General features: G+C 60.3%; 19 protein-coding genes. 16 read left to right on the top strand and 3 right to left on the bottom strand.

Annotated elements, in window-relative coordinates; translation table 11 throughout:
* The first annotated feature begins 1 nt into the window (after position 1).
* The 3 genes from AAAT03_RS04720 to AAAT03_RS04710 are packed head-to-tail and all read left to right on the top strand — an operon-like array spanning position 2 to position 4,181.
* Positions 2–1,363, top strand: a complete 1,362-nt coding sequence (locus AAAT03_RS04720; protein ID WP_349102703.1) for a M50 family metallopeptidase — start codon at positions 2–4, stop codon at positions 1,361–1,363.
* Between the two features lie 13 nt (positions 1,364–1,376).
* A complete protein-coding gene (gene ispG, locus AAAT03_RS04715) occupies positions 1,377–2,459 on the top strand; it encodes a flavodoxin-dependent (E)-4-hydroxy-3-methylbut-2-enyl-diphosphate synthase (protein ID WP_349102702.1) in 1,083 nt (360 codons plus the stop codon).
* Entirely contained in the window at positions 2,460–4,181 is a 1,722-nt protein-coding gene (locus tag AAAT03_RS04710; RefSeq protein WP_349102701.1) for a proline--tRNA ligase, read from the top strand.
* 172 nt (positions 4,182–4,353) lie between these two features.
* Here AAAT03_RS04710 and AAAT03_RS04705 read toward each other — a convergent pair whose 3' ends face one another.
* The 3 genes from AAAT03_RS04705 to rpmB all read right to left on the bottom strand — a co-directional run bounded on the left by AAAT03_RS04705 (position 4,354) and on the right by rpmB (position 8,560).
* Positions 4,354–5,118, bottom strand: a complete 765-nt coding sequence (locus AAAT03_RS04705; RefSeq protein ID WP_156600821.1) for an aminoglycoside phosphotransferase family protein — start codon at positions 5,116–5,118, stop codon at positions 4,354–4,356.
* Positions 5,119–5,206: 88 nt separating this feature from the next.
* On the bottom strand, positions 5,207–7,855 hold the full coding sequence (adhE, locus tag AAAT03_RS04700; RefSeq protein WP_055250041.1) for a bifunctional acetaldehyde-CoA/alcohol dehydrogenase: 2,649 nt from the start codon (positions 7,853–7,855) through the stop codon (positions 5,207–5,209).
* Positions 7,856–8,371: 516 nt separating this feature from the next.
* Positions 8,372–8,560, bottom strand: a complete 189-nt coding sequence (gene rpmB, locus AAAT03_RS04695; RefSeq protein WP_022094725.1) for a 50S ribosomal protein L28 — start codon at positions 8,558–8,560, stop codon at positions 8,372–8,374.
* 451 nt (positions 8,561–9,011) lie between these two features.
* Between rpmB and pyrR the strand changes: the two genes are divergently transcribed.
* From pyrR to holA, 13 genes are all read left to right on the top strand, one after another.
* Positions 9,012–9,596 (top strand): bifunctional pyr operon transcriptional regulator/uracil phosphoribosyltransferase PyrR, encoded by a 585-nt coding sequence (pyrR, locus tag AAAT03_RS04690; RefSeq protein ID WP_006236123.1) that lies wholly within the window; start codon positions 9,012–9,014, stop codon positions 9,594–9,596.
* Between the two features lie 4 nt (positions 9,597–9,600).
* Complete coding sequence (locus tag AAAT03_RS04685) at positions 9,601–10,545, top strand: aspartate carbamoyltransferase catalytic subunit (RefSeq protein ID WP_349102700.1); 945 nt, start codon at positions 9,601–9,603, stop codon at positions 10,543–10,545.
* Complete coding sequence (locus tag AAAT03_RS04680) at positions 10,529–11,818, top strand: dihydroorotase (RefSeq protein WP_117564269.1); 1,290 nt, start codon at positions 10,529–10,531, stop codon at positions 11,816–11,818. Before AAAT03_RS04685 ends, AAAT03_RS04680 begins: the two co-directional genes overlap by 17 nt.
* Positions 11,819–11,934: 116 nt before the next feature.
* Positions 11,935–12,702, top strand: a complete 768-nt coding sequence (locus AAAT03_RS04675; RefSeq protein WP_117736693.1) for a dihydroorotate dehydrogenase electron transfer subunit — start codon at positions 11,935–11,937, stop codon at positions 12,700–12,702.
* Entirely contained in the window at positions 12,702–13,625 is a 924-nt protein-coding gene (locus AAAT03_RS04670; protein ID WP_022094721.1) for a dihydroorotate dehydrogenase, read from the top strand. Before AAAT03_RS04675 ends, AAAT03_RS04670 begins: the two co-directional genes overlap by 1 nt.
* Entirely contained in the window at positions 13,619–14,335 is a 717-nt protein-coding gene (pyrF, locus tag AAAT03_RS04665) for an orotidine-5'-phosphate decarboxylase (RefSeq protein ID WP_349102699.1), read from the top strand. Before AAAT03_RS04670 ends, pyrF begins: the two co-directional genes overlap by 7 nt.
* A gap of 239 nt (positions 14,336–14,574) precedes the next feature.
* Positions 14,575–14,883, top strand: coding sequence for an integration host factor, actinobacterial type (gene mihF, locus AAAT03_RS04660; RefSeq protein WP_006236130.1), 309 nt, complete (start codon positions 14,575–14,577; stop codon positions 14,881–14,883).
* Entirely contained in the window at positions 14,884–15,453 is a 570-nt protein-coding gene (gene gmk / locus AAAT03_RS04655; RefSeq protein WP_099431806.1) for a guanylate kinase, read from the top strand.
* A 5-nt stretch (positions 15,454–15,458) separates the two neighbouring features.
* Positions 15,459–15,740 (top strand): DNA-directed RNA polymerase subunit omega, encoded by a 282-nt coding sequence (locus tag AAAT03_RS04650; protein ID WP_035138532.1) that lies wholly within the window; start codon positions 15,459–15,461, stop codon positions 15,738–15,740.
* On the top strand, positions 15,741–16,985 hold the full coding sequence (gene thiI, locus AAAT03_RS04645; RefSeq protein WP_117773526.1) for a tRNA uracil 4-sulfurtransferase ThiI: 1,245 nt from the start codon (positions 15,741–15,743) through the stop codon (positions 16,983–16,985).
* Between the two features lie 249 nt (positions 16,986–17,234).
* Entirely contained in the window at positions 17,235–17,912 is a 678-nt protein-coding gene (locus AAAT03_RS04640; RefSeq protein ID WP_349102698.1) for a helix-hairpin-helix domain-containing protein, read from the top strand.
* Positions 17,913–18,130: 218 nt separating this feature from the next.
* On the top strand, positions 18,131–20,212 hold the full coding sequence (locus AAAT03_RS04635; protein ID WP_349102697.1) for a DNA internalization-related competence protein ComEC/Rec2: 2,082 nt from the start codon (positions 18,131–18,133) through the stop codon (positions 20,210–20,212).
* A 78-nt stretch (positions 20,213–20,290) separates the two neighbouring features.
* Positions 20,291–21,253, top strand: coding sequence for a DNA polymerase III subunit delta (gene holA, locus AAAT03_RS04630; protein ID WP_349102696.1), 963 nt, complete (start codon positions 20,291–20,293; stop codon positions 21,251–21,253).
* Positions 21,254–21,381 lie beyond the last annotated feature (128 nt).

Raw genomic sequence — 21,381 nt, 5'->3', positions numbered from 1 at the left:
TATGGATACTGTTCTGAGCGTTCTCTCATCGGTCTTTTGGGGCCTGCTGATGCTTTCCGTCCTCGTGTTTTTGCACGAGGGCGGCCACTTTTTGGCGGCACGTGCCTGCGGCGTCCGTGTGACCGAGTTCTTTTTGGGCCTGCCGTGCCGCTTTGACATCCATTACACGTCGCGTCGCATTGGAACCAAGTTTGGCGTGACCCCGCTGCTGCTGGGCGGCTACGCTGCCATCTGCGGTATGGATCCGACCGACGTCTCGTGTGCCGATCGCGTGCTCGCGGCTATCTATCGTCATGGTCGCGTGACCGTGGCCGACCTTGCTGTCGAGCTCGAGCTTTCCGAGGAGGATGTGCTCGAGGCATGCGCCCTTTTGCTGGGCTGGGGCTCCATCGCGCCCTGGTATGAGGAAGGGGAGAAGCCCTCGCCGAGCTACTATCCCACCAAATATCAGACGTTGCCGCGAGACAAGGCAGGCTATACCACCTTTGATGGTCGCCGTTTCGATCGCGAACATGCGACTGCCGAGGGCGATGTGTGGGAGCTGCCGTGCGGCGAGGCCGAGTTCCTTGCGCAAGAGCGCTCGCACACCTATCTTGGCCAAGGCTTTCTCAAGCGCGCCTTTATGCTGCTCGCGGGCATTATCGTCAATATCTTGACGGGTTTTTTGCTCCTTATGAGCATCTATTCCATTGCGGGTGTCACCGTGCCGATGGATACCAACGTGATCGGTCAGGTTGACGAGGGGTCTATTGCCGCCAAGGCGGGTATCGAGGGCGGTGACGCGATCCTTTCGGTTGACGGTGTCTCATGTTCCACTTGGATGGATGTCTACGATGCCATCGGCAAGGCTGCCGGTAAGGACGATATCGCCATCGAGTACGAGCGTGACGGCAAGCAGCATTCGACCACGGTTGCGCTCAAAGAGGACGAGCGCCTAGGTGTGTATGCCTCTACGCAGGTGGTCCGTTTAGACCCCATCACGTCGGCTCGCCTGTCGTTCTCCTATGTCGTGCAGACAGCGGATGGCGTGATGCGCCTGCTCCAGCCGCAGCATACGATGGAGATTCTCGATCAGTCTTCTTCGATCGTGGGTATTAGCGTTATGTCCTCACAGGCCGCTGCTGCCGGCCCTGCCACGTTCCTTTCCTTTGCCGCCCTCATTTCGTTCTCGCTTGGCTTTATGAACCTGCTGCCCATCCCACCACTCGATGGCGGCAAGCTGGTCATCGAGATCATTCAAAAGATTGCGGGCCGCGAGCTGCCGCTCAAAGTGCAGACAATCGTCAGCTATGTCGGCGTCGCGCTCTTTACACTGCTGTTTGTCTATATGCTTCGTTCCGACATCCTTCGATTTATTCTGTAGGGGAGTGTTTGGATTGACTTTATCCCATCCTTTGCCTCGTGAGTTGACGCGCCCCGTGCATGTGGGCGGCGTGCAGATCGGTGGTGGCGCTCCGGTCGTGGTTCAGTCTATGACCTGCACCGATACTGCTGATGCCCAGGCAACGCTTGCGCAAGTGTGCGCGTTGGCGCAGGCTGGCTGCGATATCGTGCGCGTGAGCGTGCCTAACGAGGCTGCGCTCGAGGGCTTTCGCACGATTTGTGCCGAGTCTCCGGTGCCAATCGTCGCCGATATCCATTTTAACCATAAGCTTGCCATTGGCGCTGTCGAGGCTGGTGCCTCTAAGCTGCGCATCAACCCCGGCAATATCGGCGATTGGGCTAAGGTCGATGCCGTCATCGATGCCGCGGGTGCCGCGGGCTGCGCGATTCGCATTGGCGTGAACGCGGGCTCGCTTGAGCAAGATATTGCCGAGCGCGACGACCTCACGCAGCCCGAAAAGCTCGTGATGTCGAGCGAACGCTTTGTGCGGCACTTTGAGAACCGTGGGTTTACCAACATCGTGCTATCCGCCAAGGCCCATAGCGTACAGACGACACTTGATACCTATCGCGCCCTGTCGCGCGAGATACCGCATGTTCCGCTCCACCTGGGCGTGACGGAGGCGGGGACCAAGCTTCAGGGCACCATCAAGAGCTCTGTAGGCTTGGGTATCTTGCTTTCCGAAGGCATCGGTGACACCATGCGTGTGTCGCTCACGGCCGATCCGGTTGAGGAGCCGCCGGTCGCCTGGGGAATTCTACAGTCGCTGGGCCTGCGTCGCCGTGGTCCCGAGATTGTCTCGTGCCCCACGTGCGCCCGCTGCCAGGTTAACCTGATTTCCATCGCCGAGGAGGTCACCGAGCGGCTTAAGAACTATTCCGCGCCGCTTTCGATCGCCGTGATGGGATGTGCGGTCAACGGCCCCGGAGAGGCATCTGACGCCGACCTGGGTGTTGCCTGCGGACGTGGTCAGGGCCTGCTCTTTTCGCATGGCCAGATCATTGGTAAAGTAGCTGAGGATCAAATTGTCGACGCGCTTATGGCCGAGGTCGACAAACTTATTGAGGAGAAATAAATGACCCGAGCAATGTATATGTCTAAGCTCTATGCGCCGACGCTCAAAGAGGATCCGGCGGATGCCGAGCTAGCGAGCCACCGTCTGCTGCTTCGCGCTGGCATGATCCGCAAGGAGGCCGCCGGCCTGTATTCCTATCTGCCGCTCGCTTGGCGCTCGATCCGCAAGATCGAGAACATCGTGCGCGACGAGATGGATGCCGCCGGTGCTCAGGAGCTCATGATGCCCATCATGGTCGATGCCGAGCTGTGGCGTGAGTCCGGCCGTATCGATGCCTATGGCAAGGAGCTTGTGCGCTTTGATGACCGCCACGGCCGCGAGTTTGTGCTCGGACCCACGCACGAGGAGACCGTGACTGCCCTGGTGCGCAATGAGTTGCGTTCCTACAAGCAGCTGCCAGTGAACCTCTATCACATCCAGGATAAGTTCCGCGACGAGTTCCGTCCCCGTTTTGGCCTGATGCGCGGTCGCGAGTTCATCATGAAGGACGCCTACAGCTTCTCTGCTACGCAGGAGAGCCTGCAGGAGGAGTACGACAAGATGAAGCAGGCCTATGCCAACATTTGCGAGCGCTGCTACATCAAGGCTCTGCCCGTTGTCGCCGACTCCGGCGAGATCGGTGGCGATACCTCCGTCGAGTACATGGCTTTGGCCGACGCTGGCGAGGCTTCGCTCGTCTACTGCGACGATTGCGGCTTCGCTGCCGACGATGAGGCCGCAAGCACCAAGGTCGTTGTGACCGAGGGTCCTGGCGACGGTACGCTTACCAAGGTCGAGACTCCGGGCATGGGCACCATCGAGGCCGTTGCAAAGTTCTTCGGCTTCCCCGAGAACGGCACGCGCAAGTCTCTGGCACTCCTCGACGCCGAGGGCAAGCCCGTCGTGGCCATTGTTCCGGGCGGCCACGAGCTCAACGATTGCAAGGCCGAGCATGTCTTTGGCAAGGGCTATCGCATGATGACTGATGAGGAGCTCCAGACCTACGGTCTGCATAAGGGCTTTATCGGACCGGTTAACCTGCCCGAGGGCATTCGCCTGGTGTGCGACGAGAGCCTGCGCGAGTCCAAGCAGTGGGCCTGCGGTGCCAACGAGGTCGATTATCACTTTACCGGTGCCTGCCCCGAGCGCGACTTTACCGTCGACGAGTGGGCCGACCTGGTAACCGTCGTTGCCGGCGATCCCTGCCCGCACTGCGGCAAGCCGCTCTCTGCTGCTCGCGGCATCGAGGTCTCGCAGGTCTTCCAGCTGGGTACCAAGTATTCCGAGGCCATGGGCGCCACCTTTATGGACGAGGACGGCAAGGAGAAGCCGCTTATCATGGGTTGCTACGGCGTTGGTGTGTCCCGCTCGCTTGCTGCCGTCGTGGAGCAGCACAACGACGAACACGGCATCGTCTGGCCGGTCTCCGTTGCCCCGTACGAGGTCGCGGTGATTCCGCTCGATCCCAAGAAGGAGGAGTGCGCTAACGTTTGCGACCAAATCGTCGAGGGCCTGTGCGCCGAGGGTATCGAGGTTGTCGTCGATGACCGTGACGAGCGTCCTGGCTTTAAGTTTGCCGATAACGACCTCATGGGCTTCCCGTATCAGGTCGTGCTTGGCAAGCGTGGCCTCAAGAATGGTACTGTGGAGCTCAAGGACCGTGCCACGGGCGAGCGTGAGGACGTGGCGATCGACGAGGTCGTCGCCAAGATTGCCGAGCTTGTTAAGGCGGCCCGCCGTTAATCGACGTTTCTGCTATTAGATGTAATTGCGGGGCTGCTCCGTATCTCTCTTAGGATGAGATGCGGAGCAGTCTATTTTGTTGGAATAAACTCGATGGGTAAAGAAAACCCCACAGCCCATATGAGCTGCGGGGTTTTCTTGTGCCTCCGATGCGAAATAAATCGCTCAGATATTACTGATAATCGACGACGTCGATCCAGTTCTTCAGGAACTCATCGTTCACGTTGCGCTTACGAGCGAGCTCGGAAGCGGCGACGATGCTCGTCCACTGACGCACGACCTGCATGGGCATGTCGGCGCGGTCGCAGTAGAGCTCCAAGTAGGCCTCGGCCTGGTCCTTGCTGTTGAGGGCAAAGAGCAGGTAGGTGGTGGCAACGTCGGCAGCAGGGGAGCCCTGGGTGGCATGTGCCCAGTCGCAGACGTAAAGCTGGCCGTCGTCTCCGACGATGACGTTGGAGGGGTTGAAGTCGCCGTGGCAGACCTTGAACTCCTTGGTCATGCCGTCCAGACGCTCCTGAAGGTTGTAGCGCGTGGTGGCATTGAGCTGATCAAGGCTGTCGATCATGCGGGCAAACTTGTCGCGCTGACGGTTGAGCAGCGGGGAAGTGTAGCCGTGGATCTCGATCTGGAGGTCGACGAACATCTCGAGGTACTCACCAAAGCGCTGGGGCTCGGCAGTCATCTTGTCGGCGAGGGTGGTGCCCGGAACCTTCTCGGTCACGAGCGCCCAGCCGTTGGCGTTCTCGAGCTGAGAAACCTCGAGAGCCTTGGGGCTGCGGATGCCGCACTCATTGATGCGGGCAAGATTCAAAGCCTCGTTGAACACGTCGGAGACAGGCTTGGTCTCGTTAAAGACCTTGACGATCTTGTCGCCCAGGTCGTAAACGACCTTGTTGCCACGGCGGACGAGCTCGGTCTTGGAATCGGGTAGCAGCATGGTTGCATCCTTTCAACGATGCGATAGAAGCGACGGCGGGGGTGTGTGAAACACCCGTGCACCCCCGCCGTTAAAAACCGTGCTAAAACTAGCAGACGGCGTAGTCCTGAGGCTCGCGGCCGTAGTAGGCGTCCAGGTAGAGCTCCTTGATCTCGCTCATGAGCGGGTAGCGCGGGTTTGCGCCGGTGCACTGGTCGTTGAATGCCTGCTCGGTCATCTCGTCGAGGGTGTCGAGGAAGTACTGCTCGTCAACACCGTAGTCGGCGATGGTCTTCTTGACGCCGATGAAGTCCTTGAGCTCCTCGAGCTTCGTGATGAAGTTCTCGAAGACCTCCTTGTCGTCCTTGCCCTCGATGCCGCAGTACTTGGCCATCTCGGCGTAGTTGTGCAGCGCGTTGGGGTAAGGATACTGGGAGAAGGTACCCATCTTGACGGGAGCCTCGGCGGCGTTGTAGCGCATAACGCGGGTCAGGATGACGGCGTTGGCGAGGCCGTGGGGCAGGTGATGGAAGGCGCCGAGCTTGTGAGCCATGGAGTGGTTGAGGCCCAGGAAGGCGTTGGCGAAGGCCATACCGGCCATGCAAGAGGCGTTGTGCATCTCCTCGCGGGCGTGCGGGTCCTTGGCGCCGTTCGTGAAGCTGGAGGGCAGGTTCTCGAAGACGAGCTTAGCAGCGCGCTCGGAGAGGCCCTTGGTGTAGTCGGAAGCCATGATGGAGACGTAGGACTCGATGGCGTGGGTCATGACGTCGATGCCGGAGGCAGCGGTCAGGCCGCGCGGGGCGGTCATGCAGTTGTCGGCGTCGACGATAGCCATGTTGGGAAGCAGCGCGTAGTCGGCGAGCGGCCACTTGATGCCGGTCTCCTTGTCGGTGATGATGGCGAACGGCGTGCACTCGGAGCCGGTACCCGAAGAGGTCGGGACGGCGACGAAGTAGGCCTTCTTGCCCATCTCGGGGAAAGTGAAGATACGCTTGCGGATGTCCATGAAGTCCATGGCCATGTCCTCAAACTTGCACTCGGGGTGCTCGTACATCATCCACATGATCTTGCCGGCGTCCATAGCGGAGCCACCGCCGACGGCGATGATCACGTCAGGCTCAAAGAGAGCCATCTGCTTGGCGCCGCGACGTGCGCACTGCAGCGACGGATCGGGCTCGACGTCGTAGAAGCAGTCGTGGGCGATGCCCATCTCGTCGAGCTTGGCCTCGATGGCGCGGGTGTTGCCATTCTTGAAGAGGAACTGGTCGGTGACGATGAAGGCGCGCTTCTTGCCCATGACGGTACCGAGCTCGTCGAGGGCGACGGGCGTGGAACCCTTCTTGAAGTAGACCTTCTCGGGAGCGCGGAACCACAGCATGTTCTCACGGCGCTCGGCCACAGTCTTAACGTTGATCAAGTGCTTCACCCCAACGTTCTCGGAGACGGAGTTGCCGCCCCAGGAGCCGCAGCCCAGGGTCAGAGACGGCTTCATGCCAAAGTTGTACAGGTCACCGATGCCGCCGTGCGAGGACGGGGTGTTGATGACGATACGGCAGGCCTTCATGACGTGCTCGAACAGACTGATCTTCTCGGCCTGGGCGGGGTGCACGTACAGAGAGGCGGTGTGGCCCGGGCCACCGGCGAGCACCAGGTGCTCGGCCTTGTCGACGGCCTCCTGGAAGTCCTTGGCGTGATACATGGCCAGGACCGGGGAGAGCTTCTCGTGGGAGAACTCTTCCTTGGCGGGGTCGGTGGAGGTGACCTCGGCGATCAGGATCTTGGTCTTGGCGGGAACCTCGATGCCGGCGAGCTCGGCGATCTTGGCGGCAGCCATGCCGGGAATGCGGTGATCGAGGGCGCCGTTCTTGAACATGGCGGCACGCAGGGCCTCCATCTCGGCACCCTGCTTGACGAAGTAGCAGCCGCGCTTCTGGAACTCGGCCTTAACCTGGTCATAGATGGTGTCGATGACGGTCACGGACTGCTCGGAAGCGCAGATCATGCCGTTGTCGAAGGTCTTGGAGTGGATGATGGAGTTGACGGCGAGCAGCACGTCGGCGGTGTCGTCGATGACGACCGGGGTGTTACCGGCGCCAACGCCCAAGGCGGGCTTGCCCGAGGAGTAGGCGGCCTTGACCATGCCCGGGCCACCGGTGGCGAGGATGATGTCGACGTCGCGCATGACCATGTTGGTCAGCTCGATGGAGGGGACATCGACCCAGCCGATGATACCCTCGGGGGCGCCGGCCTTGACGGCGGCGTCAAGCACGAGCTTGGCGGCGGCGATGGTGCACTTGGCGGCAGCCGGGTGCGGGGAGATGATGATGGCGTTGCGGGTCTTCAGGCTGATCAGCGTCTTGAAGATCGCAGTGGAGGTGGGGTTGGTCGTCGGGATGACGGCGCCCACGATACCGATGGGCTCGGCGATCTTGGTGATGCCATAAGCCTCGTCGCGCTCCAGGACACCACAGGTCTTGGTGTTCTTGTAAGCGTTGTAGATGTACTCTGCGGCGTAGTGGTTCTTGATGACCTTGTCCTCAAGAACGCCGCGGCCGGTCTCCTCGATGGCCATCTTTGCCAACGGGATACGAGCCTTGTTGGCGGCCATGGCGGCCTCATAGAAGATCTTGTCGACCTGCTCCTGCGTGTACGTAGCAAAAAGCGCCTGGGCCTCTCGCATCTGAGCGAGCTTAGCCTCAAGCGCCTCTACGTTGTCCACAATTGCGGGAGTAGTGTTTTCCGGTGACTTTTTCACCATTTGTGTCTCCTTGCGATCGGAGATTTACCCTACGCCTTGCATGATAGCAATAAATAATTCGGTAAACGGTAAGATTCCCGTAAAAGGCATACTAAAACGTTTCAATCAAATGAACCGTTTCAACTTAATCCATCAGCCCAATGCATCGCCCCTCTCATTGGGGACAGACATACATGAGTATTTCAATGGGAAAACGGGGAGAACGGGGCACCTGTTTGACAATCGCTATTCGCGGGTCGCGGTCGAGTCGGACACGCAGGCGGTCCAGTTGCTCGATTATATCCATCTCAATCCTGTGAAAGGCGCGCTCGACTTGCTCGATGCGTACCGCTGGTCAAGCTTCAAGGCATATCAGCTGGGCTATGATTCCTTTGACATCTGCAAACACTCATGTAAGTCTGTCCCCAATGAGTGCAAAAAGGCGCCCTCCGTGGGGGAGGACGCCTTTGGTAAGTTCTATACGAACGCGAGGTCTTTGACCCGGAGAGTCCGAGGTACTTGTTGGTAAGACCTTATTTAGGAGCGCGCAACCTTGCCGGACTTGAGGCAGGTGGAGCAAACGTTCATCTTGCGACGGTGACCATCGACGACGACGTAAACGCGCTGGATGTTGGGGCGGAACTTACGGTTGGTGACGCGGTGAGAGTGGCTGATGGAGCGACCGGCAACGGGGTGCTTACCGCAAACTTCGCAAACTTTGGACATAACTGACCCTCCTTGGGCGACAAACGAACATGTCGCGTTAACAAACAAGCCTGAACTATAGCACAGAAGCAGCTCCCTGTGCGTAATCTACACAGAGATATTCCTCTTTTGGCGATAGTGCTCACGCCACGGCCCTGGACGTAGATCCGATTTGCGTGCAGCAGAGGGGATTATGCCAGCTCGTGCGTGCGTTTTCAAGCTCGTCCCACAAATATATATAGGTTTATGGAGCGCCTGCGCCCGTTTACGGATTGTTCTGTATTTATGCTCGCAATTAAGCTCGAGGTTGGCTACACTATCCCTTGACCATTAAAGGGGTACGAGATACCCACATGGAATTACATAGCTGCCAAAGAGCAGCCCTTCCTGTGGGTGTCTGGTCCGCTTTAAGCGGTCGGGCATCTATTTTTTTGACTGTGTCAGCAGTCAAGACATGTGAGGAAGGAGATCGATGGGCACGACTTCCCCCAAGGCGGTCATCATGGACGAGACCGCCGTCAATCGAGCGATGACCCGCATCGCGCACGAGATTCTCGAGCGCAACGAGGGCTGTGAAGACCTCGCTCTGGTCGGCATCGTCACGCGCGGCGACCTTCTGGCAAAGAAGCTCGCCGAGGAGATCAAGGAGATCGAGGGCGTCGACGTTCCGCTCGGCAGCCTGGACATCAGCTTCTACCGCGATGACTATGCGACCAATTTCGCTCCCGCGATCCACGCTACCAACATTCCCTTCAGCGTCGACGGCAAGCGCGTCGTGCTGGTGGACGACATCCTGTATACGGGCCGTACTATCCGCGCCGCTCTGGATGCCGTCATGGACCTGGGCCGTCCGAGCCGCATCGAGCTGGCAGTTCTCGTTGACCGCGGTCACCGTGAGCTCCCCATCTCGCCGGACTTTGTCGGCAAGAACGTTCCCTCGTCGCATGAGGAGAACGTGCACCTATATATGAAGGAAGTCGACGGCCACACCGCCGTCGAGATTAACGACGTTGCGCCGGGTTCCCACGTGGGCTCTGCGCCGCTGGGAGGTGAGTAGTACCGTGGCGTTCAACCATAAGCACCTGATCGACATTACCGAGTACTCCGAAGAGGACATCAAGCTCATCCTCGAGACCGCCAAGGCGTTCTCTGAGGTCAACGAGCGTGCGATCAAGAAGGTCCCCACGCTCAAGGGCAAGACCATCGTCAACATGTTCAACGAGCCCTCGACGCGCACCCGCAGCTCCTTCGAGCTCGCCGAGAAGCGCCTTTCGGCCGACAGCCTCAACTTTGGCGGCTCCTCGACCTCCACGGTCAAGGGCGAGAGCCTCGTCGACACCGTCGAGACCCTCAACGCCTACAAGATTGATTGCATCGTCGTTCGCGATAAGCACGCCGGTGCTCCCTACATCGTCACGCAGAACTCGCCCTCGAGCGTCATCTGCGCCGGCGACGGCAAGCACAACCACCCCACGCAGGCCCTGCTCGACCTGTACACCATCTGGGAGCACAAGGGTGACTTCCACGGTCTGAAGGTCGCCGTCGTCGGCGATATCGCGCACTCCCGCGTGTGCGGCTCGCTGATCCCCGCCCTTAAGATCATGGGCTGCGAGACCTACGCTGTCGCCCCCGGCACGCTGCTGCCGCCGGCGCCCGAGGTTCTGGGTTGCGACCATGTGACGAGCGACCTCGATTCCGTCCTGCCCGAGCTGGACGTCGTCTACATGTTGCGCGTGCAGCAGGAGCGCCTCGAGGGCGCACCGTTCCCCACGATTCGTGAGTACCACAAGCTCTTCGGTCTGACCAAGGACCGCGAGAAGCTCATGAAGCCCGATGCGATTATCTGCCACCCGGGCCCCATCAACCGCGGCGTTGAGTTCGACTCCTATATGGCCGACCACCCGCAACGCTCCGTCATCCTGGAGCAGGTCTACGCCGGTATCTGCGTGCGTATGGCTATCCTGTATCTGCTGCTTGGAGGTGCCGATAATGGCCTTGCTTCTTAAGAATGCCCACGTCGTCGATCCGTCCGTCGAGCTTGACGGTGTCGTCGACGTCCTGATCGACGGTGACAAGATCGCCGAGGTCGGCGAGAACCTCGCCGCCGAGGGAGCCGAGGTCCGCGACCTTTCCGGCAAGTATCTCGTCCCCGGCCTGGTGGATATGCACGTGCATCTGCGCGAGCCTGGCTACGAGGTCAAAGAGGACATCGAGAGCGGCACCCGCGCTGCTGCCAAGGGCGGCTTCACCGGCGTGTGCGCCATGCCCAACACCGATCCCGTCACCGATAACGGCACCGTCGTGGAGTTCGTCAAGTCCCGCGCTGCCGAGGTCGGCCACTGCCGCGTCTATCCGTCGGGCGCCATGACCCGCGGTCTTAAGGGCGAGGCCATGTCCGAGATGGGCGATATGGTCGCCCACGGCGCCGTCGCCTTCACCGACGACGGTCGCGGCGTGCAGGGCGCGGGCATGCTCCGTCGCTGCATGGACTACGGCAAGATGTTCGGCAAGGTCTTTATGAGCCACTGCCAGGACGAGGATCTGGTCGGCCACGGCCAGATCAACGAGGGCAAGGTCTCGACCCGTCTGGCCCTCGAGGGTTGGCCGGCCGCCGGCGAGGAGCTTCAGATTGCCCGCGACATCGAGATTGCCAAGCTGACCGGTGCCAAGCTGCACATCCAGCACATCTCCACCGCTCATGGCCTGGAGCTCGTGCGTGCCGGTAAGGCTGCCGGTGTCCAGGTGACCTGCGAGGCCACCCCGCACCACATGTTCCTGACCGAGAACGACCTGGACGAGACCTACAACACCTCGCTCAAGGTCAATCCGCCGCTGCGCACTGACGAGGATGCCGAGGCCATCCGTCAGGGTGTCATCGACGGTACCGTCGACGCTATCGTTACCGACCACGCTCCCCACACCCCGTGGGAGAAGGCCCGCGAGTTCGAGCTCGCGCCCTTTGGAATGATTGGCCTCGAGACTTCGCTGTCGCTCGTGCTCACTGAGCTGGTCAACACGGGCAAGATGAGCGTGAGCCGCATGGTCGAGCTCATGGCCATCAAGCCGCGTGAGATTCTGGGCCTCGATCAGGTTCAGGTCAAGGCGGGCTCTGTCGCCGACCTGACCGTGTTCGACCCCTCCGCAACCTGGACGGTTGGCGAGGACGGTTACGAGTCGCGCGCCGAGAACTCCGGTTTTGCCGGCCGCACGCTCACCGGTCGTGCCACCGATGTATTTGTCGGCGGTAAACAGACGCTTGCCGACGGCTGCATCTGCTAGCATAGCCTTATCGCTTTTGTGCGCGGCGCCCTTGCGGTGCCGCGCTTTCTGTTCGTTTAGACCATGCAACCGCATGGGGGATTGGAGCGTCTATGCCCACACCTTCCACTGCACGCATGCACGACTTCGAGGTCGTCTCGAACCGGGAGATCGCCGACGGTATCTTCTCGCTCGTTATCTCGGCCCCCAAGCTTGCAAGTGCGCTCAAGCCCGGTCAGTTTGTGAACATCGCCGTCCCCGGCGATGCGTCTTCTCTGCTTCGTGTGCCCTTGAGTTTCTACCGCGCCGACGCCGAGGCCGGCACCGTCGAGCTGTGGTACGCCGTCGTGGGCGACGATACCCGCCGTTTGTCCCAGATGGGCCCTGGCTCCACCTCTAACCTGTTGGGCCCCGGTGGCCGTGGCTGGATGGTACCCGAGGGCACCAGGAAGGCACTGCTCGTCGCCGGTGGCATCGGCGTTCCGCCTGTGCTGTGTCTTGCCGGCATGCTTGCCGAGCAGGGTGTTGATGTGGACGTGTGCCTGGGCTTTGGCACCGCTTCCAAGGCCGTGGGTGTCGATGAGTTCCGTGCGCTGGGCGCCACGGTTAACGTGTGCACCGACGACGGTTCGCTCGGCACGCACGGTTTTTGCACCGATCCGGCAGCCGAGCTGCTTGGAGAGGGCGGCTACGACTACGTCGCCAGCTGCGGCCCCGCCGTCATGATGAAGAAGGTCGCCGCCGCTGCCGCCGAGGCCGGTGTGTACTGCGAGGTGTCGCTCGAACGCATGATGAGCTGTGGCTTTGGCGCCTGCAACACCTGCAATGTCGAGACGGTCGACGGTATGAAGGGTGCTTGTATGTGCGGCCCCGTGTTCGATGCTTCCAAGGTGGTGGTCTTCTAGTGGGTACCGTGAACATGGCCGTCGATTTCGGCGGCGTCAAGATGCAGAACCCCATTAACACCGCAGCCGGTACCTTTGGCTACGGTTGGCAGTTCCAGAACTTCTTTGATGTTTCCCAGCTGGGCGCCATCACCACCAAGGGTTGCGCTGCCGAGCCCTGGCCCGGCAATCCCGCGCCCCGCATGGCCGAGATTCCCGGCGGTATGATCAACTCCGTGGGTCTTCAGAACCCCGGCGTGGCCGCCTTTGCCCGCGAGTCCGGTCCGTGGCTCGAACAGCTGTCCAAGGACGGCTGCCAGGTCATCTGTCAGGTTGCCGGTCACTCCGTTGACGAGTTTGTCCGCGCACTCGAGATGTATGTCGAGCTGTGCCCCTGGGCTGCCGGCTACGAGATCAACGTGAGCTGCCCTAATATCGCCGCCGGCGGTGCCGCCATGGGCTCCACGCCCGAGGGCGCCTCTTCCGTTATGGCTGCTTGCCGCAAGGTGACCGATAAGCCGCTGTTCGTGAAGATGGCGCCGGTCAACGTCGCCGAGATCGCCAAGGCCCTCGAGGCTGCCGGCGCCGACGGCCTTTCGGTCATCAACTCCATCCAGGGCATGGCCATCGACGTCCATACCCGCAAGTCCCGCGTGGCCAAGCCCAAGGGCGGCCTTTCGGGCCCGCTGTGCCACCACATCGCCGTGCGCATGGTCTGGGAGGTTGCCCAGGCCGTCGATATCCCCATCAACGGTGTCGGCGGTGTCATGACTGGCGAGGATGCGGCTGAGTTTATCCTGGCCGGCGCCACCTGCGTGTCGGTCGGCATGGCCAACTTCGTCGATCCGTGCGCTTCGCTTAAGATCGCGCATGAGCTCGAGGCCTGGGCCGAGTCCCAGGGCGTAAAGGACATCAACGAGCTGGTGGGTGCTTTCGAATGCTAGAGAATGATGCCCGCGACCGTGTTATCGTCGCCCTCGACTGCGACCGTGAGCGCGCGCTCGAGCTCGCCCACGAGCTTTCGGGCCATGCCGCCTGGCTCAAGGTCGGCATGACGCTCTATTACGCTGAGGGTCCCCAGATCGTCAAGACCTTTAAGGACCTTGGCTTTAAGGTCTTCCTCGACCTTAAGTTCCATGACATTCCGCATCAGGTGCGCGGCGCTGCCCGCTCGGCCTCGCTTGCCGGTGCCGACCTGCTTTCGGTCCACGGCCTGGGCTCGGGTGCTATGCTCGCTGCCTGCCGCGAGGGTGCCGAGGAGGCGCGTGAGGACCGCGCCAAACTCGTCGCCATCACCGTGCTCACGAGCATGAATCAGGATGCCTTGAGCGAGATCGGCGTCGAGTCGCCCGTGGCCGAGGAGGCCGCCCGCTTGGCAAAGCTTGCTCAGGACAGTGGCATCGATGGCATCGTGTGCTCACCGATGGAGGCTCACGACATGCGTGAGCTGCTGGGTCCTGATGCCCTGATCGTGACTCCGGGTGTGCGTCCGGTGGGTGCCGCCCTTGGTGACCAGTCTCGCGTGGCGACGCCTTCCCAGGCTATCGAGCGTGGCGCAAGCCACATTGTGGTGGGCCGTCCCATCACCGGTGCCGACGATCCGGTTGCCGCCTTTGACGCCATCGTCGCCGAGCTGGTCGAAAACGTCACGTAAAAGATTCCCCTAAGTCACCACTTTTGGGTCTCATTAGCACAAAATAGCCCCTGTGCCTGCGTAAACTTTCCCATCCTTTGTGTGGAATCGCAGGTCAGGGGCTTAACTTTGGGCGCAGTATATTGCACTTTTTGCGGGTATCGTCTAACCTATGGAGCCGCGATTAGGCATTTTGTACGTTCTACGTGCTAAAATGCCAATTATTGAATCAGATATAACCCAACTATTTGGAGGTACGAATGGCACTCCCTCAGCTTACCGACGAGCAGCGCAAGCAGGCTCTTGAGAAGGCTGCTGCCGCACGTCACGCCCGCGCTGAGCTTCGCGAGCAGATCAAGAAGGGCGAGAAGTCCCTCGAGTCCGTGCTCAACTCCGATGACCCCATCGCTTCCCGCATGAAGGTTTCCACCCTCATCGAGTCTCTCCCCGGTTATGGCAAGGCCAAGGCCGCCAAGATCATGGAGGAGCTCGGTATCTCCGCTACTCGTCGCGTCCAGGGCCTCGGTGTCCGTCAGCGCGAGCAGCTCCTCGAGCAGCTGACCAAATAAGTGAGCGCTCAGGATTCCAAGCTCTTTGTGATTTCTGGACCGTCAGGCGCAGGCAAGGGTACGCTCGTCACTCGTGTGCGCGAGCGCCGCTCGAACCTGGGTCTGACGGTTTCGGCTACCACGCGAGCACCACGCAAAGGTGAGGTCGACGGCGTCAACTACTTTTTTCTGACGCGCGAGGAGTTCGACCGCCGCGTGGCAAACGGTGAGTTTGTTGAGTGGGCCGAGGTCCACGGTAACTGCTACGGCACGTTGGTGAGCGAGGTCACATCCAAGCTCGCCTCGGGCTCGTCTCTGATTTTGGAGATCGATGTCCAGGGCGCCCTGCAGGTGAAGGAGCGTTTCCCCGAGGCCGTGCTGATCTTTATCAAGCCGCCTTCGCTTGAGGTGCTCCGCGAGCGTCTAGTCGGTCGCGGTACCGAGACGCCCGAGACGATTGAGCTGCGTATGGCAAACGCCGCCGATGAGCTTGCCCTTGCCGACCGCTACGACGACGTCGTGGTGAATGACGATCTCGACCGCGCGACCGATGAGCTCGTTCGCGTTCTCGATATGCATGAAAGGATCTGAGGTCCGTGTCCGTTGTAAAGCCTTGCATTGACGATCTTCTGGAGAAGACCGATCACAACCGCTTCCTGCTCGCTTCGCTTGCCTCCAAGCGCGCCTGCGACATCAATAGCATGCTGCGTGGCCAGCACAACCGCGTGCTTGCCGTTCAGGATGTCGATGACATCACCATCGGGCTTTCCGGTGCCGATACCATCTCGATGGCTATGGACGAGATTGTCGACGGCGACATCTCTTACGACGAGGCCCGTTACGAGAAGGCGCTCGGCCACAAGGTTGCTGAAGCCTAAATGGCGGCTCGCGTCTGCCTAGTCCACTATCACGAGGTTGGGCTGAAGGGCAAGAACCGCGCACATTTTGAGCATATCCTCATGGATAACATCAAGGCGGCCTTGGCCGCCTTTTCCGTGAACGCCGTGTCTCGAATTTCCGGTTATATCCTCGTGACCTTTAACGAGCATCAGGCCGACGAGGCGGCGCGTGTCATCCGCACCGTCCCCGGCGTTGCCCGTGTGTCTTTGGCGTATCACACCAACCGCGACCCGCAGGAGTACTGCGCCGCCGCTGTGAAGGCGCTGCGCGAGTTTGGTTCCTTCGATTCGTTTAAGGTGCACGCCAAGCGCTCCAATACTGACTATGAGCTCACCTCGATCGATATCAATCGACAGGTTGGCGAGGTGCTGTGTGAGGTGTTTCCCGATAAAAAGGTCCAGATGCACGACCCCGACGCGATGGTGCACGTTCTGGTGGTTCAGGGTAGTGTCTACGTGTATGCGCGCTCCGAGCGCGGCGTTGGCGGCCTTCCGGTGGGTTCTGCCGGCAAGGTCGTGACGCTTCTGTCGTCGGGTATCGATTCTCCGGTGGCGACCTGGATGCTCGCGCGTCGCGGCGCGGTGTGCGTGCCGGTGCATTTCTCCGGTCGTCCGCAGACGCCCGACACGAGTGAATACCTGGTGCAGGACATCATCCGTGCGCTTGAGCCGGGTGTCCAGATCGGCCGCCTGTACGTGGTGCCGTTTGGCGACTGCCAGCGTGAGATTTCGGTCACCTGTCCCAGCAACCTGCGCGTGATCATGTATCGCCGCATTATGTATTCGGTTGCTGAGCGCATTGCACACATCGAGGGTGCCAGGGCCATCGTTACGGGCGAATCGCTTGGGCAGGTTGCCTCCCAAACGCTTGAGAACATCATGGCCGTCAACGAAGCCGTGAAGATTCCCGTGTTCCGTCCTCTCATCGGTTCGGACAAACAGGAGATCATCGCACGCGCCGAGGAGATCGGTACGTTCGATATCTCGACTGAGGCCGCTCCCGACTGCTGCACGCTGTTTATGCCGCGTCGTCCCGAGACGCACGCCAAACTCGATGCCGTGCACGAGGCCTGGGAGCTGTTCGACCATGAGGAGATGATTGAGCGCCTGCTCAAGCAGACCGAGTACATCGACTTCGAGAGCAACACATATAAGGCCCCTAAGACCTTAAAACGCAAACATTCGGAGCTTGCTCCGCGTGAGATTTACCAAGATCACGAGTAAATTTGTGCATAGACCGACGATGCGCCTGCATCGTCGGTCTTTTGCTATCTGGGCATTTTGCGGCTAAGTGTTCATTTGCTGACGTTTGCCTGAATAAATGGACAGATTTGTGCAAGGTTTTGGTCGGTTTTTGGTTTGACCGCAAAAACCGGTTTTGGGGCGTGGCTGTTGTGGAGCTCCTTTCCTGACACGATGGTGTTGGGAGGTTTTGCTATGGCGCAGCGCGAACAACACGAATGAGTCAAAAAGATGGACCGCTGGGCGGGCAAGCTGCTCGGTCATAAGGCAGTGGTGATGGCGATACTGGTCGTCATTGCGATGGCGAGTGGGCTGGCGATGGCGAACCTTGGCGGCGGTGCCGGCGGTGTGTCGTTTGAGCGCACTGATGGTTCGGGCACGTTAGTGGTGCCGGGATCCGGCGATGCTTCGAGCGGAAAGACATCCGAAGGCTCTTCGCCTAAGGCGTCTGCCGCGGCAGAGGTCTATGTCGATGTTGATGGCGCCGTGGTGTCACCCGGTGTATATCGCCTCAAAGACGGGGCGCGGGTGGCTCAGGCGATTGATGCCGCCGGCGGGCTGGCGCCCGAAGCAGACGTTACGGGGCTTAATCGTGCATCCAAGGTCACTGATGGACAAAAAATTCACGTTCCAACGGTAGGGGAGCAGCAGGTGTCCATTGCGGAAGCCGGTGTTGATGGTGGGGCTTCCGCATCATCAGGCGTCGGTGGCGCAACAGGCCTAGTAAACATTAATACGGCAAGCTCGGCAGAGCTGCAGACGCTCTCGGGAATCGGTCCCTCAATGGCACAGTCGATTATCGATGAGCGGACAAAGAACGGTGCTTTTGCTTCGGTTGACGATCTGATGCGCGTGTCGGGAATCGGCGAGAAGAAGCTTGCCAAAATCAAAGATTGCATCTGCGTATGAGTGCGACCGAGCGAGAGCACGTGATACCTCCGCGGCCCCTGATTCCGTGGACGATGGCCCTGTGTGCCGGCATGTGCGTGAGCTGCGCCTTGGTGCTCAGCATAGCCGCTGATGCGCTGCTGAGGGAGCGGGCGACGGCGGTCGGGCCGCTATGGGCCATTCCCGTTGCGGCAGCGGTTTTCGTTGTGCTGGCTCACTCTTGTGCGAGGCTTGCCCCTTTGAAGCGGTGGCTGTATGCCGCGTCCGTCGGTCTCGTGGCGGGAGCGGTCGTCTCGGCGTGGTGGGCTGTGGGTGCGCTCAGCGCCTCGAGGGCGCTCGACGGTCGAGCGGCAAGCGGCCTCGAGTTTGTCGTGCAGGGTGATCCATCCATAAACGACGACGTGTATTCCTATACCTGCGAGGCACGCGCGGACGGTAAGAACTTGGCAACGATTCGCCTATCGTGTGATCGTGAGCTCAAGGTCGGGGCGCACGTGCGTGTTATCGGTCGCGTTTCACGTTTTGAGAACGATGCATATGGACGATCGCGCGTGCTCCGAGGCGAGGTGCGCAAGGCTAAAGCCGTTCGAGTCGTGTCGGTCGATGAGGGCTCTCCGGTGCCGCTGCTTCGGCTGAGAAATGGGCTGCTTGCGTCCATCGCGCCTGCGACCGACCCGGCGCGGGCGCTCATAGCCGGTGTCGCCTGGGGTCGTTCGGCCGAGCTGCGCGCCCAGCCGGCGGGCGACTGGTTTTCGGTGACGGGAACGGCGCATCTTATCGCCGTCTCGGGCAGCCATTTGGCTATCGTGGGGTTTGTAATCGAGGGTGTATTGCAAAAGACTCGGTGCTCACGTGGTCTTCAGCGGGCGATATTGGCGATAACGCTTGTCGGCTATGCTGCCTTTACGGGGGCGTCTCCCTCGGCCGTGCGTGCGTGCTGCATGGTGTTCGTGACGCTTGTCGTAAACGGCGCGGGGCGTCGTCGGCACGGCCTTTCGGCACTCTTCGTAACCATGTCCATCTTTGTGCTACTGCGGCCGACGGTGCTGTTCGAGATGGGCTTTCAACTCTCGTGTGCCAGCGTCTTAGCCATTCTGTGCTTTTGTCCCTATGCGACCTACGCTTTGGGTGAGCTAGGTGTGCCATCAGGCTTTGCCAGCGTGCTTTCCGTCACGCTGTGCTCACAACTGGCGACACTTCCCATTACCATTCCTGCCTTCGGTACATTCTCGCTCATTGCTCCGTTGGCAAATGCGGTCATCGGTCCGGTGGTGAGCGTACTGCTCGCTGTGTCGATCGTGCTGGCTCCCTTTTCGCTCGTGGGACCGTTGCGGACTTGGGCGCTCGTTGTGCCCATGATTGCCGCCCGTTGCGCGCTGTTCTTCGAGCAGCTGTTTGCCGCCGTGCCGGGTGCATACGTGAGCGTGCCGCCCGATAGCATGTGGATTTACCTAGTGCCGTGTTTTCTGGCGGTTCTGCTGGTCTGGTGGCCGCGTCCCCGTGCACGTCCTATGGCGGCGGGGCTTGCATGCCTGATGCTCTTGGCTGCGATTCCGTACGTCTATTGGGATCGATTCGCTCCGCCTTCGGTGACGGTGCTCGATGTGGGCCAGGCCGATGCGATTCTTATCCGCCAAGGCGGCGCAGTAGCTCTCGTCGACTGCGGGCTCGACGAGCGTGTGGTTGCGGCGTTGGTTCGCAATAACGTGCACCATATCGATGCCGTTTTTGTGACGCATTGGGATGAGGACCACTGGGGTGGTTTGCCTGCCGTGCTCGAACAGTTTTCGGTCGGAACGATTGCCGTGGCGGCGGATGCGCTGGAGGATGCTCCTGCCGAGGTATTGAACCGACCTGGCGTGGAGTATCGGCAGGTGCGCCGTGGGGATACGGTCGACATCGGCTTATTTTGCGCTCGCGTGATGTGGCCATTCGAGTTCGTGGATGGCGAGGGAAATGAGGACTCGCTTGTCCTGCTGCTCTCTTATGTTCAGGAAGGCAAGGGCCTGCGAATACTTCTCACCGGTGATGCCGAGCTCGACCAAGAGCGGGAATTCGTGCAGGAGGTGGGGGATATCGATGTCCTTAAACTTGGGCATCACGGCTCCAAGGTTTCAGTCGATGGCGAGTTGCTGGACGTCCTGAAGCCCGAGCTTTCCCTCGCAAGCGCCGGTGAGGGGAATCGATACGGCCATCCGTCCGATGCCTGTATCGATGCCGTTAAGGAAGCGGGTGGTGTGTTCGCGTGTACCATCGAACACGGCGACATTACCGTCACACCGACTGCGAATTGCTTTGCGATGCGATGCCAGCGACCGTGACGACGTCGTTGGCGTGTGGTGGGCCTCTGGGCTAGAATGGCACGGAACGAATACGAAGGCCTGCGGGAGGGGGGCGCAATGTCCGAAACCGGTTTGCTGCCGGCATATCTGATCGTCGGTACCGACGGAGTTAAGCGCGACCACGCCGTCTCGCGTATGAAAGCGCGTCTGGAAAAATCGGGTATGGTCGAGTTCAACCTCGACGAGCGAGACATGACCAAGGACCCCGATATCGAGTCCATTATCGGATCGCTTAACACCTTTCCGATGGGCAGTGAGTTTCGTCTGGTAATCCTCGATGGCTGCTCAAAGCTCGCCAAGGCGGTCTCGGAGCCGCTCGTTGGGTATCTGGCGAGTCCCAGCCCCACAACGGTCTGCCTCATCATCGCCGACTCACTTGCCAAGAATACGCGCCTGTATAAGGCAATCGCCAAGATCGACAAGAAGGCTATCGTCGATTGCTCGGGTACCAAGCGCTGGGAACTGCCGCGCCGTGTTCAGCAGATGGCGACGCAGCGCGGTAAGTCGATTTCGACGGCGGCCGCCGAGGAGCTCGTCTCGCGTTCGGGCGAAAACACGCGCATGCTCGATAACGACTTGGCTAAGCTTGCCCAGATGGTCGAGTCGCCTCAGATTGAACTTGCCGATGTTGAGCGCTGGATTGTTCGTACGGCCGAGGTCCAACCCTGGGACTTCCTCAACGCCGTCTCGGCTCGCGATATGCGGCGTTCGCTCGAGCTCTTTAAGTTCCTGCCCTCCAAGAGCTACGTGTGGACTTACACATTGCTGTGCGGTCGCATTCGCGAGCTTATCGTCGCCAAGGCGCTCGACGCGCGTGGGCAGGGTCGCGAGCTGGCCGCAACGCTCAAGCTCCAGTCCTGGCAGGTCAAGAATCACCTGACCTGGGCACGTCGCTTTTCGATGGCAGAGCTCATCGCAGCGCTCGAGGGTGCGGTCGATGTGGAGCTCGCGCTCAAGGGTTCGGCCGATTCTCAGACGGCGCTTTTGCTCTGGATTACGAACATCTTGAGAAAATCGTGATGATACCTGCCTATTTGACAAATTCGTTCTATCCCTTTGAGAGGGAGCGTGCTATAGTAGGCGCTTGCATGACCTCACCGTGTCTCAGAGGTGTCATACATTTTTTGCAAGGAACTCGAAAGGAACTC

The organism is Collinsella sp. CLA-AA-H167, from assembly GCF_040095305.1.
GTDB lineage: Bacteria > Actinomycetota > Coriobacteriia > Coriobacteriales > Coriobacteriaceae > Collinsella.
The sequence above is the reverse complement of the archived record's forward strand: the minus strand, read 5'-3'. Positions and strand labels throughout refer to the sequence as shown.